Genomic DNA, 14,369 nt, shown 5'->3' with positions numbered 1-14,369 from the left:
CACCGGTCTTGAAAACCGGCAAGGGTTAATAGCCCTTCTAGGGTTCGAATCCCTATCTCTCCGCCACATATCAAAAAGCCGCTGCTCAGTCAGCGGCTTTTTGCGTTTATAACCCCCCGCAAATTTCTAAATTCTGACCCCACCAACATTTTAGACCCCTTTGCCTAAACACACTGCCAAGCGTCTGATAACCTAGCCCACAAAAAATTGCCCTGTAAGGCCTTTTGGACGCCGCCAACCAAAGGGCGGTAGCGTGGGTGTTAAAGCAAATCCATCGGGCTTGTTGTGCCCGCAAACTGCTGCCCAATCACATGGGTATAGATCTGCGTGGTAGAGAGGTCGGTATGGCCCAATAAGGTTTGAATGGTGCGAATATCGTAACCCGCCAAAAGCATCTGCGTGGCAAAGCTATGGCGAAACGTATGACAGGTAACGTGCTTATGGGTGATGCCGGCCCTTTGCACGGCTCGATTCAAGGCTTTACGCACATTGGAATCATGCAGATGATGTCGGCAGAGCTTATTAGACACTGGGTGGTGGCAATAATTGTAAGAAGGAAAAATAAACATCCAGCCTGCCTTACGGTATGCATTGGGGTATTTTTTATCCAGCGCATAAGGCATGGAGGGTCCGATACCTTTTTGATTGTCGCCTTGCTGAATGTCGACAGCTCTTTCACATAATGTATGTAACTCATCGGCCAATTGATTAGGCAGCAAGGTGGTGCGTGATTTTCCACCTTTGCCATTATGAACAGTGATCGCGTTATGATTAAAATCCAAATCCTTGATGCGTAACCTCAAGCACTCATTGATGCGTAGGCCACTGCCGTACATCAGCCCACAAATCAGCTTATCTCTTGCGCCAAGGTAGGCAAAAATTCTGGCAACTTCTTCTTTACTGAGCACAATTGGAATTCGCGGCGATTTTTTGGATGGACTAAACGCAATCTTACCTAGCGGCTGGTCTAAAAACTGGTTGTATAGAAAGGCCAGTGCATTGAGTGCAACCTTTTGCGTATTCGGTGAAATTTGTTGCGCATTGGCCAAATAAGACAGAAACGTTTTTACATCCTCGTCACTGAGCTCTGTAGGGTGTTGCTTGTGATGGAAAAGGATAAATCGGCGCACCCAGTATAGGTAACTCTTCTCAGTTTTGATCGCATAGCCTCGCCGCCTGAGCTCGTGCTGAAGGCTTGCCATAAACGGGCTTTTGGTCATGATCCTTTCCCTCCATCTAAGACTGTTTATTCATACAGCTTATTGGTAGAGAAAGCCAAATAGTGTGCACGCTTTTTCGAGACACATTCACATTATCGCCGAAAGAGAAATTATTAGTTCAATATAATCAAAGGGTTACAATTTATCCTTTGAGGATAGTGTGAACGCCTTGTCCGGGATAGGCGGCATGCACACTTTCGCAGACAAGGTGATTGCTTCAAGCGTTAAAAATGTTTTTAATTATAGGTAGTTAGTTAAAAAATGACGCGTATAACGGTTTTGACAAATCGAGCACGCGCACTAATACAATGTTAGCATACTTTGATAGGCGTTCAGATGACTACGATAGTCGAACAAATTGTTAATCGTGAAATTGACTCGGTCATCGTTTACGAATCTGACCAAGTTATAGCTTTTGCGGACCATGACCCAATCAACTTTGGACACATTTTAATTTGTCCTAAGACTCAATACCGTACTTTCATTGACCTGCCTGAGTCTGTGTTTTTAGAGATCACCGACGTTGCAAGAGATTTATATAAACGTATAGAAGCTAAGTTCAATCCCGATGGTATAGGTTTTATGCAAAACAATGGAGAGGCCCCTCATTTCAACGAGCTCGACCACTACCATTTGCATATTTTCCCTAGATTCCATGGCGACCAGTACGGTTGGGTTAGTAGTGAACTTGGAATTCAAACTATGGATAAACTAAGAGAATCACTTAAAGAACTATGAGCATTGAAGAAGTATGCTAACAAAGCAATTCACGCGACAAGCGCGTGATTGCGGGCGTTAACAGGCACAAATAATTATGAGTGAAACCAATCATTTTTCTGAACGGTTGAGAGAGCCGTTAAATGAAACAACAAGAAAAGTAAGAAGAAACTTAATGGCCGCCTCTGTCGTGGGGATAGTATTGACTAAAGTTGGTTTAGTTCCTACGAAAATATCAGCCTTTGGGGTTGAGTTCAGTTCGTCAAACCAGCAAGCTTTAATGCTTTTGTTGGCTTCAGCAATTTGCTATTTTATGGTTAGTTTTATTGTGTATGTCTATTCTGAGCTGACAGCTTGGCAACTTGTTTTTACTTCTAAGGAAATGGAAGATATAAAAGCTGAGGCGACAAGAAGTGAAAGGCAATTTTTAGCCGGAAATGACCATGAAACTAAGTTTCGGGAGCATGTTCGTCATTTATACTTCAGAACAAAGCCTACCTTTTATATCCGAATCTTTGTTGAACTAGCCATTCCCATAGTTTTTGCTTTTTACTCAGCCTATGCATTGTTTGCTATGGATGTATCCCAACCAGCAAAACCAACTGTGATGGAACAAGCGCCTGTTAACAAGCAAAAGCAGGTGGACGTCAAATAGCCAGCTGGCTCGCTTCGCTCGAATTATAGCTGGCAATTTGTAGCCCCTGTTTTGGGCGTTAGATTTCACTGGAGGGCATATATGTTTCATGTTGACGTAGAGGCCAAACAGCTTCGCAAGTTGATCCCAAAGGGATTCTCTGAGCTTGGGTTAAGGGAGCGCTTTGATATCCAAGAGTGGATCGAGAAGACACCAGAGATTCTAGGTGAAGAACTCTTAATCATTGGCAAAGAAGTGATATTGGCTTCTGGAAAGCGCATGGATCTGCTGGCAGTAGACAAAGAAGCGGCGCTCGTCATTGTCGAACTGAAGCGCGATCATTCGGGTGAGGCAGTCGAGTGGCAGGCCATTAAATACGCATCGTATTGCGCAAATTTTCTCCCCGAAGAAATCTTCAGACAGTTCGCGTCTTACTTGGAAGTAACGGAGAAAGAAGCCCAAAAAGCAATCGAGGAATTTATTGATGCTGATGTAGAGAAGTTGAACGAATCTCAAAGAATTGTTCTGGCCTCAAGACAATTCAATTCAGAAGTAGTATCCGCCGTAATTTGGCTTCGAGAATTCGGTGTCGATATTCAGTGCACGAGACTTGCGCCGTTCGTAGACTCTGCTGGGAGTCTGTTTATCACCCCGGAAACAATAATTCCCCTTCCTGAGGCAAAGGACTACATTGAAAGAAAGGAAAAGAAGCAGCGCTCTGGCCCTCAAGAGCATCGAGAATGGACCGGGTATTGGTTCGTAAACGTAGGGGAAGGCTCAACTCGGAATTGGCAAGATAACGTCAAGTTCGGGTACATCGGTGCAGGTCAAGGCGTCAGATACTCATCGGCTCTGAAGAGGCTGGGTGTTGGCGACAAGATCTATGCCTATATGAAGGGGTTGGGGTATGTCGGATTAGGTGAGGTCACATCACCTGCCGTAATGGTAAGGGACTTCGTTGTGGAAGGAACCGGGAAGCCTCTTTTAGAAGCCGGCCTTTCGGCGCCGCAAGCTGACGCCAATCGTGACGATGAGGAATTGGCGGAGTGGGCCGTTGGCATAAGGTGGATAAAGACGGTCGAAAAAAATCAGGCAAAGACGTTTTCGGGGGCATTTGCCAATCAAAATGTGGTTTGTAAGCTGCGTGATCCACAGACGCTGAGATTCGTTAGGGAGACGTTCGGAGAGTAAAATCTAACAAATCATTGCAGCTGACATTTGACCCGACATCGATTTTGTTGCCGCAAAAACCGACGTTGCCTCAAATGCAGCTGAACTCAGGCGTTAGCACTCCCTATACCGGAAAGGATTTTATTTGATGTCTCAAAAAAGAGCAAGGCAACAACAAAAGAGAAAGAAGAAAAATAAAGGGAAAATTGATTCTCACAAAAAGGAGGGAAGTAAACTAGTCTCTCCTTTCAATCAAATTCCAAACACAAGCTATATGTCTTGGATGAACGACAGACTGCCCTGCATGGTTTGGGCAGGTCTGCTAATTAACGGAATAGGTAGAGATCGAGCAATAGAGCTTTTCAGAAAAGTCGGTCTTCACGTTGGAAATCTATTTCTTGCGGTAGACGATAGGGAGTGTAATTTACCTCGTGTAGGATTATACGGGTTATCCACACTAGATAGCGATCTACAAGACAAATTCTTCGAAGTGCTTTTTACCGAAGAAAGCGCTGTTGATGCTTTAAAACCTTTAATGTTGTTTGAGAATTTGCCTTTATCAAATAAATGGACGGAGTATCTTGGAGTAATCTCTGAGGACGAGGAAGGGCTTTGGACCAATTTAGCAGATGCTGTCGCAATGTTATTAGACCATCAATCGCAAGAGGCTACTGACTGTCGCTGGGCTTATATGATACCTATTGTTAACTCTGGTAAGTTTCACCTTCAAACAAAGGAGCAGTGTAGAGAGTATACGGAATACCCTCATTACGAAGATCAGAGAAAGGTTAGACCGTCTATTCGTGCTACCGAAATGCAATTCGGTGGTGGCATGATGAATGATGAGTACTCTCGAGAAAAAAAGGTATGGTCAGAAAACTTCTGGAAAGAATGCAAAGAAAAAACTGCATGCTTTGCTCCTGAAACTGAAAGAAGTAGTGTTGATTTTGATTTGATTAAAACTGTTTCGTCTGTTCGTGAAATTTGGAATTATTTGTCAGATCATTTTTTGGAAACAGATGAATTTACTCATGTTCAAGCTAAACGTGATGCTTCCTTTGGTTTTTGCTTTTACGCTCTCACCGTAACACAAGAAGGTTTGGCATCTTCGGGGAAGTTACTAACTGCCAAGCTGGCTTTAAGAATGCTGGCAGAAATTTATATCACATTTAAGTATCTAATAAGTGTCGGTGATGAAAAGCTATGGGATATCTATAGAAGCTATGGTTCTGGGCAAGCAAAGCTGACTTTTCTAAAGCTGGATGAGATTCTGGAAGATCAGCCTGGCTACATTAAGAAAGAAAGTGTTGAAGCACTGGCGAATGAAGATATCTATATGGATTTCCAAAATATCGATTTAGGAAACTGGGCAAAAACAGATCTACGTAAAATGTCTCAAGTTTCTGGCTGCAAGGATGTGTACGATGCATATTACTCTTGGCCATCTTCGTATGCTCATGGCCAGTGGTGCGCTGTTAGAGATGTTGTTTTCACTACTTGTTACAACCCTCTTCATCGGCTTCACAGGATTCCCAGACCTGCGCCACGATATGAGGATGGAGCAGAAAATGATTTGATTTTGCTGTTCAATAAAACCTTGGACTTACTGAACGACCTTTACCCAAGTTTTGAAAAAAGAGCAGAATTGGTACAAAAAGAGAGGTGATAGTGCTAACAAGGCGCTGCACTCGGAAAAATTACTCGCTCCGCTCCTAATTTTCCGGTGAGCGCGGCGTTATAAGGCAGGGAGGAATACTTGAATAAAGGTTCAGTAATAATTAATTTAGATGAACGTTGGAGTCTTGAGGATTTCTCGGTTTTTTCTAAGCAATATATACAGGTTTATGGTTTTTTCTTTGCATTAAGAAAATTGTCTGAAACCGACTCGGCAATGGAATTTGAGCGCATGCCTTGGTTAGGTGGTGCGAGCGTTGTTCATTTTTTCACTGGTATGAAAAATCATATTCATCCAGGTTTATTGCCTAATGTTCAAAAAATACAGTATGCATCTCCTGGTTTTATGGAGTTATCAGCGCTTGTTGAAGTCGCTGACGATATAAAAAATCTGGTTTTCGCTATTTGTTCATCTGTAGGTACGATCGCAACAACTTATCATGTGATTCATTCTCAGTATCGTTCTCGACAGCTCGCACAAAAGAAAATGCGAGAACTAGAAAATCAGGAAGATAAAAACTTCGTAAGAAATTCAGTTCTTGAGTTACATGAACAGCTAAATTTATCACCTCAACAAGTAGCGAGCCTTTCAAAAATATCAAAAGGTGATCAACTGGTAGAGCTGAAAATGTTGATGGCAATGTACCGCAGAGTGAAACCAATTGCGGATTTACAGACTCAGAATAAGGCACAACTCTAAGCCTTATAACAATCGGCTCAAAGGGACAAAAACACGCACGATTTTTGGTTCGATTTGCTTTCGGGGTTCCGGCTGGTTAAATTGAGTGCATATGATATTGGTTTTTGCCCGTTAGCCGGGCGTTATGATTTTAGGGGGCTTTAGTGCAGATTCGAAAAACTAGTCTTAGGAATGATTTAGCATTCCATTTCTTTACGGATGCCACCGACTTTTTAGACCGGTTTGATATTCTTTACGAGGAGTACTCTAAAACTAAGAGATTTAAGTGCTTTGTAGATCTCTTAATGGGTTTTGAGTGTATTTTGAAATCTCATATATTTCTTTCCCACAAAAGTGAAAGCATGGAAGCAATCTATAGATTGGTAAAGAAGACCGGACATGATTTAAGCAAGCTAGCTGATTTTTCCAGCTATTTGGATGACGCCACATACAAAAATGTTAAAGACGAGCTGGGAGAGTACTCTGTCTTCATTCGGTACTCTCTTGATGCCTACGAACATTTTTTACCCTCTTTTGTTGGTTTTGGAGAAGGCAAGTTTAATTACTCATCTACTATGACAAACGATGCTTGGATGATGAAGATGAGAAACTTGCTATCAAGCTTAATTGAATCAACCGCTACCGAGTTTACCGGCTTTGTGAAAATGGATTTTGATAGCATCTTCGACGACGAAAAGCGACTGAGAGAGTTTGCAATTAAGGTTGGTATAGTAAAATCATAACAATCGGCTGCACAGCGACTGATTTTCCGCCGCTTCGCGGCTACAAACCGGCGCGTGAGCCGCGCGTTAGTTTCACGGAGGACATATCAACGATTCGGAATTGTTAGAACAAGCCTTACATAGTGGGGCAATAATTCATCAACCTCATGCGTTGAAAGCATTTTTATCAGCAAATTTCCTTGCTAAACGTTTTGGTGAAAATGACAAACTTTTTTCTCATACGTCTATTTTAATGGCTAATGATTCAGTTTTGGTACAGCCTACATATGAGGAATCTGTTCAAGCACCAGCATTACAAGACTTTCGTATTCAAAGAATACTGAATCGAGGTATTTATCCCGCAGCTTATCAAGCTACTTTTCAGTGGTATCAAAACAAAGGTTTTGATGAGATTTTTCGCCACTTTGCCACCAAAGCAGCATCTGCTAATGAATACTTATCCCACAATGTGACGATATTGCTTGCAATGAATAGTGTCTATAGGCAATTGAATGAACATCAGATCCCAGCCTTTCTTAATCGTTTTACAGAGTTCGTTACGTCTACGTTTTCAAATATAGATAACGTTAACTCGAAACCAGTGCCAGTAAAGGCCAGTCTCTCAGATGTATTATCATCTTGTATTGAGCAATTTGGTTTCTTTGGACACAACCTGATCACTTTGGCTTGGCTATTACGTTGCAAAGATCAGTTGTCAACATCGCTGTATGAAGCAATGCTGTCAAACTTATATGTTCAGGCCAATAGTCCTTTGGAAGACCCCGAAGATGAAATCGATCAAGTCATATGGGGGCAATGCAAGGCCGAGCCGGGTATAGAATCGTTTGAATCACGTATAAATTGCTTAATCTTTGATTACACGTCAAATTTGCATCAAATCACATTTGCTGATGCTCTATGCTTGTTACAATCTGAGTTTCCTCAATATACGGCAGATTTAAATAAAATAGCAAAATATCAATGTCTTGTTCTTGAAAAATGAAACTAACAAACGCTTAAATACGGATTTACAACGCGTAGCATTTGTGGTTTGCGGCAGATTTAGTAATTTAGGTGGTATGCGTAACATCGGTATTGCGTTACTCACACCTTAGTTTGGCCTTAGGCAAATGGAGATAGACGTGAGTTTAAGGATAATTGAAGTCGTAGATTTTCAGTCGTCGTGGGCTGATGATTTTGATCGAGAGAAAGTGTCAATCTGTAATGCGTTAAGCCAAGAAAATGTTGTTGGAGTTCACCACATCGGTAGCACTTCAGTTGAAGGTTTATGTGCGAAACCAATTATAGATATTCTGCTCGAAGTTAAATGTCTCAGTGCGCTGGATGAGCAAAGTTACTTGATGGAATCGTTGGGTTATCTCGCTAAAGGTGAGTTTGGTATCACGGGTAGGCGCTACTTTCAAAAAGGTGGGGTTCAACGAACTCATCAAGTCCACGCCTTTCTAACCGGTTCACACGAAGCGCAAAGACACATAGCTTTTAAAGAGTATCTTATTGCATTTCCTGAAGTGGCCGATGAGTATGGTGTGTTAAAGAAAAATGGAGCAGCAATCTGCAGCAATGACATAGATGTATATTGCCGACATAAAGACAGCTTTATTAAAGAGCATGAGGCTAAGGCTCTAAGCTGGAAATTTGCCTAACAATGCAATTAATTTTGCTCCCTGCTGTCGCCGGACGCTCGTTCCTCGCGCCACTTATTGCGGGCGCTATAAGATTAAGGAGAAAAATGAAGCCTGATTTACACGGAAGTAGAATTGTGTTGAGGTCAACTCAAACGAATGATTCTGATGATTTGTTTGAAATTTATAGTGATATTCAAACAATGGAATTTGCCTCAGATCCAGCTTTTACATCGAAAGATATGATAGTTCAGATGATAGAAAGCATCGTTCGACTAGAGAAATCAGGTGAATCGTTGGAATGGGCGGTTATGGATAAAGCGACAAACAAAGTTATTGGAACCTGCGGCTTACATGGTTTTAGTGATAACGGTAATTCCTGTGAGGTCGGATGCTTACTAAATTCATCGTACTGGCGACAAGGGTATATGTCGGAAGCTCTTAGCTTATTATTTTCTCATGCTAGATCTTTGGGCATTAAAGAATTGTATGCAGATATTGATGAGGGTAACTTTCGGTCTCAAGCTTTGTTTAACAAGCTAGATTTTAAAGCTAAAAATGGGCAGTTTCAGCGCTTGCTGTGAGGCATTGTATAATAAGCAGTTGCAGACGACGCCAGCAAGCCGGAGCGGCTGAAATGAGCGTTTTCTATGTCAGGGAAGATCGAAAAATAAAATGAAAATTAAGCATTTATCTGTTAATTCATGCCGACCGAAGCGTAGCTCGGAGATTTTAGCTGAGCTGACAAATGGTGAGGCTAAAGCATTTCCTTCAAAGACGATGACTGGTGCATGGATGTGTGTTTGGAGCGAGAGTGATAATGAACTAATTGAGTTCATTCCAGTGCAGTATAAATTGACGTTCGGCGACTTAGCTGCAATTTATGAAGATCAAGGTAAAAAGCAAAACTTTCATGCTTCTCACTTTATGCTCGAAGCAAACAAAACAGTAGATGAGTTAGTTGCGATAGCAGAGAAATATCAATTAACTTATCGATTTAGAAAACACTTTGGCGGTCCTTTGTATGAGATTTGGCTAGAAGATGGCTTGCTAGTTGAATTTTGGTCTGCCGAAATTTCAAAACTTTAAGTGTCGCGTAGCCAGCACTTTTTACTAAGTATGGAGTATAAAGCGATGGATAGCATTGATAAATCTTGGCTTGCGCGTTTGGGCGTGAATCATATTGAGAGCAATTATATTTTCACTGGTTGTGAATACTATAAACGAGGCGGCGAAGAGGATTTAGCGTTTCTGTATGCGTCTGATAACCTGACACTGGTCAGCTGCAATGAAGACGTTCGCACACACCTAGAAAAATCTAAGCTGCGATCGCTGCATGACTATATCGACGATGTGAACTCTCAAGCGTTTGAGGTCTGTATTGATGATATTGACTATTATCTATCAGGCCATATTTGTGACGCGAAATCAAAGGTAGAGGTTGATCAGCTAACGCTGGACGCCCATCGGGAGCACATCGAACAATTTATTACAGAGTTTGATGAGGAAGAATTATTTAAAGCGGATTTTAGTCTGGACTCAGACTATTTCTATATGGCATATCTGGAAGGTCAGCCTGTTGGGATCATTGCATCATATTGTGGTGTCGAGCCCTTTGAATCGCTTTCTATCTTGGTGACACCAAACTGCCGTCAGCGTGGTGTCGGCAAGGCACTGATTTCAAGGTGGGTCAAAGAGGTTGAAAAGAGGGGACGTGTCGCCCGATATCGTGCCAACCGGGAAAATATTGCCTCTCGACGCCTTTGCGAGTCGTTAGGCTTTGTTGCTCACAGCCATATTCAAATACTGGCAGAACTATGAGTAGCGGCAACGACCCAATACGCATTGGTGGAGTTATCGCAATATGATAAGTGGGAGAGGCGTTTGTGGCTGATGTTCATGGAGATTGAATGCTGTCTGTAGACCCCTCCATTGAGACTGTTGATGATTCATTTTTAAGGGCGTTTTTGAGTATGACGAATTGGCTACGGGCTTTACTCGTGTTTGGGGCTTTGGCGGTCTCTTTTTCATCGATGGCGCAGTCGCTACCCGAAGGAGCGATCCAAGAAGGATCGCTAACTAATCAAAAATTGATCCAAGATGCGATGGCAGGGGTGCTGGTTACGGTGGCATCTCAAGGCTGTGAGCAGCCGGAGGAATTTGTGCCTTATGTGCGCGAAATGCCGTCAGGCGAGATAGGTACAAGGGTTTGGCGGGAGCTATGGATTGTCGAGGGCTGTGGTGACAGCTATCCGATAAAACTTCGCTTTCAGGAGGCGGGAGCTGGCGCCGCGAATTGGATGATTGAATAAACAAGGACGCTTATGAATACAGAACAACAGGCATTTTTAAACACCTACCTTGCCACCTTAAGTGACGCAGAACGTCAGGCGGTGCCTGAAACGATTGCCGAGTACTTTTGCGCGGATGAATACAATGCTAACGAATGCGCCCGTTCGATTGATCAAGGCATAAAACGCGCATCGTGCAGCCTAAAAGCATGCTACGAGATAGAAAACGAACCTTACCCGCAAGTAGGGCGTTTAACCGTGGTGCTTAACTGGGCGCAGCAGCCGGTTTGTATTATTAAGGTGACTGAAGTGAGTGAGTGCCCGTTTGATCAAGTGACTGCTGAATTCGCCGCTGCGGAAGGTGAAGGCGACAAGAGCTACGCCTGGTGGCGGCAGGCACACCTGGCATTTTTTGAGCAAGAGGGGCAAGCACTCGGCGTGCCGTTCACAACCCAATCTCCTTTGGTGTTAGAGCGTTTTAAGAAAGTCTATCCGCTTGATCACCATGAAACTGAGCAGGTAAGCGCATGATAAAACAAGTCGGTCAAACGCTCATCCAACCCGAACAATTGGCACGCTGTCACTGCGGAGCGGTTGTGTTAGCCCTTACGTTACCCAATGGCATTGAAAAACCCAGACGCTGCGATTGCTCAATGTGTCGACGCCGCGGCGCCATTGTTGGCTCAGTCAAACTTGCACAGTTGCGTGTCGTTGCTGGCAGTGAACAACTCAGTGTGTATTCCTTTAATACCCACACGGCTAAGCACTACTTCTGCTCACGCTGTGGCATTTACACCCATCACCAACGTCGCTCCAATCCGAGTGAGTTTGGATTCAATATTGCCTGCTTAGATGGCGTCAATCCGTTTGAGTTGGAGAATATTCCCGTGATGGATGGGGTTCATCATCCAGCAGATCGTTAACATCTCGCGTACATCGTTTTGAGGAGTGGCTATGACGAAATTAGCCTTTGTGTCGGGAGGGTCGAAAGGAATCGGTTTAGGCTGTGTTATGCGGCTAGTTGAGGCAGGTTATAAAGTGATCACGTGCTCGCGCAACAAAGACGTGTGGCAGGCCGCTGTTACTGAATACCCTGCACTTAAAGCTGTTGATTATCAACAAGCTAATTTAGCCGATCAGGCTTCGCTAGAGCAGCTTTTCCGCTATATCCGCGAGCAATATGGCCAACTAGATATTGCAATCAATAATGCCTCACCGGCGTTAGGATCGGGTGGTCTTTATCATCAAGTTGATATGTTTGCGTTGAAAGAAACGTTAAACAATGACTTCTGGGGGCACGCCCAATGCTTGCAGTATCAAATTAAGTTAATGGAGACAGGTGGTGCCATTGTCAATGTCAGCTCAATCAATGGTTTGCGACCAACGCCAAATGCAGCGATGTACAGTGCGGCAAAGCATGCCCTAGAAGGGCTAACACAATCCGTCGCGGTAGAGGCAATCAGAAATAATATCCGTATTAACGCTGTGGCGCCGGGGGTAACGTGGACACCAAGATGGGACGAGCGACAGACTCATCAACCGACAATAAAACTCGATGTTGAAGAGCAAGTGCCTGCCAAGCGGTTTGCACGCGTGGAGGAGGTTGTTGATGCCATTGAGTTCTTACTCTCGGATAAAGCCAGTTATATCGTCGGCCATACGCTCGTCGTTGATGGTGGCCTCTCTTTGGCGTAGGCCACCAATATAGGGTTAAGCAAAATAGGGTTAAGCAAATAACCACTAAACATGTTCTTTAAGTTGTACATGTCTAGTTTGTTGCTCTATACTTCGATGGTGTACGAATAGGAGTGATCCGATGAAAATCATTTCGTTTACTGAAGCGAGAAATGGCCTCAAAACGGTATTAGATGGGGTGGTTGATGACGCTGATACCGCTATCATCACCCGACGCGATACAGAGGATGCGGTGGTGATGTCGCTTGACTACTACAACAGCCTTATGGAAACCGTTCATCTGTTGCGCTCACCCGCCAATGCTGAGCACCTTAATCGCTCTATTACTCAGTACAAGATGGGGAAAGCGATGGAGCATGCGTTAACCGATGACGATGAGTAGTCGCTTACTTTGCTGGACGGATGATGCGTGGCGTGACTACGTATACTGGCAAAGTCAGGATAGAAAAACACTCAAGCGAATCAACAAGCTCATCCTCGATGTAAAACGAACGCCATTCGAGGGAATAGGTAAGCCTGAAGCACTAAAAGAAAATCTGACAGGCTTCTGGTCGCGGCGTATTGATGATACCAACCGGCTGGTTTACGCCGTGGATGACACGTCTATTACGGTCCTGTCTTGCCGATATCACTATTAGTTACCTAGCGCCTGCGGTGTACAATGGCACAATGGTTGAGGCGTCATGCTCACCACCCTCAATAAAAGTCACGCCTTATAACGCCTCTGGATAGTGCGCTTTCAGTAACTCTTCGACCACCGCCAGGTTCTGTCCGAGTTTTCTCAGTGCCAGCAGGCGTGTTTTGCTAAATTTGGCATCTTTAGGCACCAAGCGCATGATGTAGGCGGCGCGTTTTCCTTGGTAGACTTCCTCTGATTTATGGAAAAACGCATTACAAAAAAGCAGCGCATCACCTGCATCCAGCGCAGGGGTCACTTTGCCCTTCTCCATATAGTCATACTCTTGCTGGGTGATTTGAAACGGCGGGTGCTCGGGCACCGACGGGTCGGTAATGCGCACCAGTGAGTGCAATTGATTGGCTTCGCGGATCAGCGATAGGCGTACCGCGCCTTCTTCCATCACGATAGATAGCTGCCCTGATCCGGGTTCTTTCACGGGGGTCAGTGGAATCCATACCGTGAGCATATCTTCCGGCCGCTCCATAAAGCCAATTGAGTCAAAATCGGTATGAAAAGGAAAGCCTTGATCCTCAGGCGTTTTCTCCAAATATAAGTCAGCCAAAATGCGATAGTCTGGCAGCAGTGCCTCAATAGTGTCAGCGATGTTGAGATCTGGATCGCGGAAGACCATGGGTCCATAGATCGCCTTTTTGTAGATGTCGGCATACCAAGTTTGGCCATTGGGCATGGCGTCAAGTTTGGCAGCGAGAGCCGTTTGTGTCTCTGGGCTCAGTACGCCAGGGACGACTTTGCCGTGATGAGGAGAGAGGTTGTCGAGAAAATCCGGGCGAGCTGGCATAGAAGCTCCTTGAGGGGATATAAAACCTAGAGTGTTACCTGTAGTTTAGCAAATCACCGTCGTCACTGAATAACGGCGGTGGGTGAGGTCAGTGTACTGACCGAAAAAGCCCCTGCAAGATTAAGCGTAACTGACCACCCGATTGCGCCCAGAGAGTTTGGCGTTATATAAAGCGTCATCGGCATGCTGGTAGAGGTACTTAGCATCGAGCATGGCGGCGTCGAACTCCGCACAGCCAATTGACACGGACACGCGGATAGCGGGGGAATAGTCGAGAATCGAGTGGTGATCATAAATTGCTTCGCATAGCTTAGAGCCGTAGTGTTGCGCCGCTTGTTGGTCGGTATTAGGCAACAGACAAGCGAACTCTTCCCCACCAATACGATAAATGTTGCTATGCAGCCGAGTTTCCGCACCTAATTTAGGAATAAACCGCTTCGTATAAC

At 44.2% G+C, this 14,369-nt stretch carries 20 protein-coding genes; 17 read left to right on the top strand and 3 right to left on the bottom strand.

Annotated elements, in window-relative coordinates; genetic code table 11:
* Positions 1-260 precede the first annotated feature (260 nt).
* Positions 261-1,220 carry an integron integrase gene (locus C7A19_RS14840; RefSeq protein ID WP_116645292.1) on the bottom strand — a complete coding sequence of 320 codons (960 nt, stop codon included), beginning with the start codon at positions 1,218-1,220 and terminating at the stop codon, positions 261-263.
* 336 nt (positions 1,221-1,556) lie between these two features.
* Here C7A19_RS14840 and C7A19_RS14835 point away from each other — a divergent pair, with 336 nt between their 5' ends.
* The 17 genes from C7A19_RS14835 (at position 1,557) to C7A19_RS14750 (ending at position 13,083) form a co-directional block, all read left to right on the top strand.
* Positions 1,557-1,958, top strand: a complete 402-nt coding sequence (locus tag C7A19_RS14835; RefSeq protein ID WP_017636213.1) for an HIT family protein — start codon at positions 1,557-1,559, stop codon at positions 1,956-1,958.
* Positions 1,959-2,034: 76 nt separating this feature from the next.
* Positions 2,035-2,592, top strand: a complete 558-nt coding sequence (locus C7A19_RS14830; RefSeq protein WP_155522576.1) for a hypothetical protein — start codon at positions 2,035-2,037, stop codon at positions 2,590-2,592.
* A gap of 81 nt (positions 2,593-2,673) precedes the next feature.
* Positions 2,674-3,762 carry an endonuclease NucS domain-containing protein gene (locus tag C7A19_RS14825; protein ID WP_116645290.1) on the top strand — a complete coding sequence of 363 codons (1,089 nt, stop codon included), beginning with the start codon at positions 2,674-2,676 and terminating at the stop codon, positions 3,760-3,762.
* A gap of 127 nt (positions 3,763-3,889) precedes the next feature.
* Positions 3,890-5,407 carry a DUF5677 domain-containing protein gene (locus tag C7A19_RS14820; protein ID WP_116645289.1) on the top strand — a complete coding sequence of 506 codons (1,518 nt, stop codon included), beginning with the start codon at positions 3,890-3,892 and terminating at the stop codon, positions 5,405-5,407.
* Between the two features lie 90 nt (positions 5,408-5,497).
* Positions 5,498-6,115, top strand: coding sequence for a hypothetical protein (locus C7A19_RS14815; protein ID WP_116645288.1), 618 nt, complete (start codon positions 5,498-5,500; stop codon positions 6,113-6,115).
* 341 nt (positions 6,116-6,456) lie between these two features.
* On the top strand, positions 6,457-6,837 hold the full coding sequence (locus C7A19_RS14810; protein ID WP_155522575.1) for a hypothetical protein: 381 nt from the start codon (positions 6,457-6,459) through the stop codon (positions 6,835-6,837).
* An 85-nt stretch (positions 6,838-6,922) separates the two neighbouring features.
* A complete protein-coding gene (locus C7A19_RS14805; protein ID WP_116645286.1) occupies positions 6,923-7,819 on the top strand; it encodes a hypothetical protein in 897 nt (298 codons plus the stop codon).
* Positions 7,820-7,958: 139 nt separating this feature from the next.
* Positions 7,959-8,480, top strand: a complete 522-nt coding sequence (locus tag C7A19_RS14795; protein WP_116645284.1) for a GrpB family protein — start codon at positions 7,959-7,961, stop codon at positions 8,478-8,480.
* An 86-nt stretch (positions 8,481-8,566) separates the two neighbouring features.
* Positions 8,567-9,043, top strand: coding sequence for a GNAT family N-acetyltransferase (locus C7A19_RS14790; protein WP_116645283.1), 477 nt, complete (start codon positions 8,567-8,569; stop codon positions 9,041-9,043).
* A gap of 91 nt (positions 9,044-9,134) precedes the next feature.
* Positions 9,135-9,548, top strand: coding sequence for a hypothetical protein (locus tag C7A19_RS14785; RefSeq protein ID WP_116645282.1), 414 nt, complete (start codon positions 9,135-9,137; stop codon positions 9,546-9,548).
* 45 nt (positions 9,549-9,593) lie between these two features.
* The gene (locus C7A19_RS14780) at positions 9,594-10,280 is read left to right on the top strand and encodes a GNAT family N-acetyltransferase (RefSeq protein ID WP_162300286.1); all 687 of its coding nucleotides are present in this window, start codon (positions 9,594-9,596) and stop codon (positions 10,278-10,280) included.
* 152 nt (positions 10,281-10,432) lie between these two features.
* Complete coding sequence (locus C7A19_RS14775) at positions 10,433-10,771, top strand: hypothetical protein (protein WP_116645294.1); 339 nt, start codon at positions 10,433-10,435, stop codon at positions 10,769-10,771.
* A gap of 12 nt (positions 10,772-10,783) precedes the next feature.
* Positions 10,784-11,281: an ASCH domain-containing protein gene (locus C7A19_RS14770; RefSeq protein WP_116645280.1), complete on the top strand. Its 498-nt coding sequence runs from the start codon at positions 10,784-10,786 to the stop codon at positions 11,279-11,281.
* The gene (locus tag C7A19_RS14765; RefSeq protein WP_116645279.1) at positions 11,278-11,673 is read left to right on the top strand and encodes a GFA family protein; all 396 of its coding nucleotides are present in this window, start codon (positions 11,278-11,280) and stop codon (positions 11,671-11,673) included. Before C7A19_RS14770 ends, C7A19_RS14765 begins: the two co-directional genes overlap by 4 nt.
* A gap of 31 nt (positions 11,674-11,704) precedes the next feature.
* Complete coding sequence (locus tag C7A19_RS14760) at positions 11,705-12,445, top strand: SDR family oxidoreductase (protein ID WP_116645278.1); 741 nt, start codon at positions 11,705-11,707, stop codon at positions 12,443-12,445.
* 121 nt (positions 12,446-12,566) lie between these two features.
* The gene (locus C7A19_RS14755; protein ID WP_116645277.1) at positions 12,567-12,827 is read left to right on the top strand and encodes a type II toxin-antitoxin system prevent-host-death family antitoxin; all 261 of its coding nucleotides are present in this window, start codon (positions 12,567-12,569) and stop codon (positions 12,825-12,827) included.
* Positions 12,814-13,083, top strand: a complete 270-nt coding sequence (locus C7A19_RS14750; RefSeq protein ID WP_201264104.1) for a Txe/YoeB family addiction module toxin — start codon at positions 12,814-12,816, stop codon at positions 13,081-13,083. The genes C7A19_RS14755 and C7A19_RS14750 overlap by 14 nt, the downstream gene beginning before the upstream one ends.
* 75 nt (positions 13,084-13,158) lie before the next feature.
* On the opposite strand, the gene C7A19_RS14745 is transcribed toward C7A19_RS14750, so the two are convergent.
* Together C7A19_RS14745 and C7A19_RS14740 are read right to left on the bottom strand one after the other, a co-directional pair.
* Entirely contained in the window at positions 13,159-13,923 is a 765-nt protein-coding gene (locus tag C7A19_RS14745) for a hypothetical protein (protein ID WP_116645276.1), read from the bottom strand.
* A gap of 120 nt (positions 13,924-14,043) precedes the next feature.
* Positions 14,044-14,369: GGDEF domain-containing protein (locus C7A19_RS14740; RefSeq protein WP_155522574.1), on the bottom strand; the 326-nt coding region annotated here is incomplete at its 5' end.

The organism is Salinivibrio sp. HTSP (assembly GCF_003390965.1).
GTDB classification, from domain to species: Bacteria; Pseudomonadota; Gammaproteobacteria; order Enterobacterales; family Vibrionaceae; genus Salinivibrio; species Salinivibrio kushneri.
This window is presented reverse-complemented; position numbering and strand designations above follow the sequence as displayed.

What these genes read in the sequence shown, in the direction of transcription:
- C7A19_RS14840 (WP_116645292.1), bottom strand. Translation starts at nt 1,220, where the DNA reads ATGACCAAAAGCCCGTTTATGGCAAGCCTTCAGCACGAGCTCAGGCGG.
- C7A19_RS14835 (WP_017636213.1), top strand. Translation starts at nt 1,557, where the DNA reads ATGACTACGATAGTCGAACAAATTGTTAATCGTGAAATTGACTCGGTC.
- C7A19_RS14830 (WP_155522576.1), top strand. Translation starts at nt 2,035, where the DNA reads ATGAGTGAAACCAATCATTTTTCTGAACGGTTGAGAGAGCCGTTAAAT.
- C7A19_RS14825 (WP_116645290.1), top strand. Translation starts at nt 2,674, where the DNA reads ATGTTTCATGTTGACGTAGAGGCCAAACAGCTTCGCAAGTTGATCCCA.
- C7A19_RS14820 (WP_116645289.1), top strand. Translation starts at nt 3,890, where the DNA reads ATGTCTCAAAAAAGAGCAAGGCAACAACAAAAGAGAAAGAAGAAAAAT.
- C7A19_RS14810 (WP_155522575.1), top strand. Translation starts at nt 6,457, where the DNA reads ATGGAAGCAATCTATAGATTGGTAAAGAAGACCGGACATGATTTAAGC.
- C7A19_RS14790 (WP_116645283.1), top strand. Translation starts at nt 8,567, where the DNA reads ATGAAGCCTGATTTACACGGAAGTAGAATTGTGTTGAGGTCAACTCAA.
- C7A19_RS14785 (WP_116645282.1), top strand. Translation starts at nt 9,135, where the DNA reads ATGAAAATTAAGCATTTATCTGTTAATTCATGCCGACCGAAGCGTAGC.
- C7A19_RS14780 (WP_162300286.1), top strand. Translation starts at nt 9,594, where the DNA reads ATGGATAGCATTGATAAATCTTGGCTTGCGCGTTTGGGCGTGAATCAT.
- C7A19_RS14775 (WP_116645294.1), top strand. Translation starts at nt 10,433, where the DNA reads ATGACGAATTGGCTACGGGCTTTACTCGTGTTTGGGGCTTTGGCGGTC.
- C7A19_RS14770 (WP_116645280.1), top strand. Translation starts at nt 10,784, where the DNA reads ATGAATACAGAACAACAGGCATTTTTAAACACCTACCTTGCCACCTTA.
- C7A19_RS14765 (WP_116645279.1), top strand. Translation starts at nt 11,278, where the DNA reads ATGATAAAACAAGTCGGTCAAACGCTCATCCAACCCGAACAATTGGCA.
- C7A19_RS14760 (WP_116645278.1), top strand. Translation starts at nt 11,705, where the DNA reads ATGACGAAATTAGCCTTTGTGTCGGGAGGGTCGAAAGGAATCGGTTTA.
- C7A19_RS14755 (WP_116645277.1), top strand. Translation starts at nt 12,567, where the DNA reads ATGAAAATCATTTCGTTTACTGAAGCGAGAAATGGCCTCAAAACGGTA.
- C7A19_RS14750 (WP_201264104.1), top strand. Translation starts at nt 12,814, where the DNA reads ATGACGATGAGTAGTCGCTTACTTTGCTGGACGGATGATGCGTGGCGT.
- C7A19_RS14745 (WP_116645276.1), bottom strand. Translation starts at nt 13,923, where the DNA reads ATGCCAGCTCGCCCGGATTTTCTCGACAACCTCTCTCCTCATCACGGC.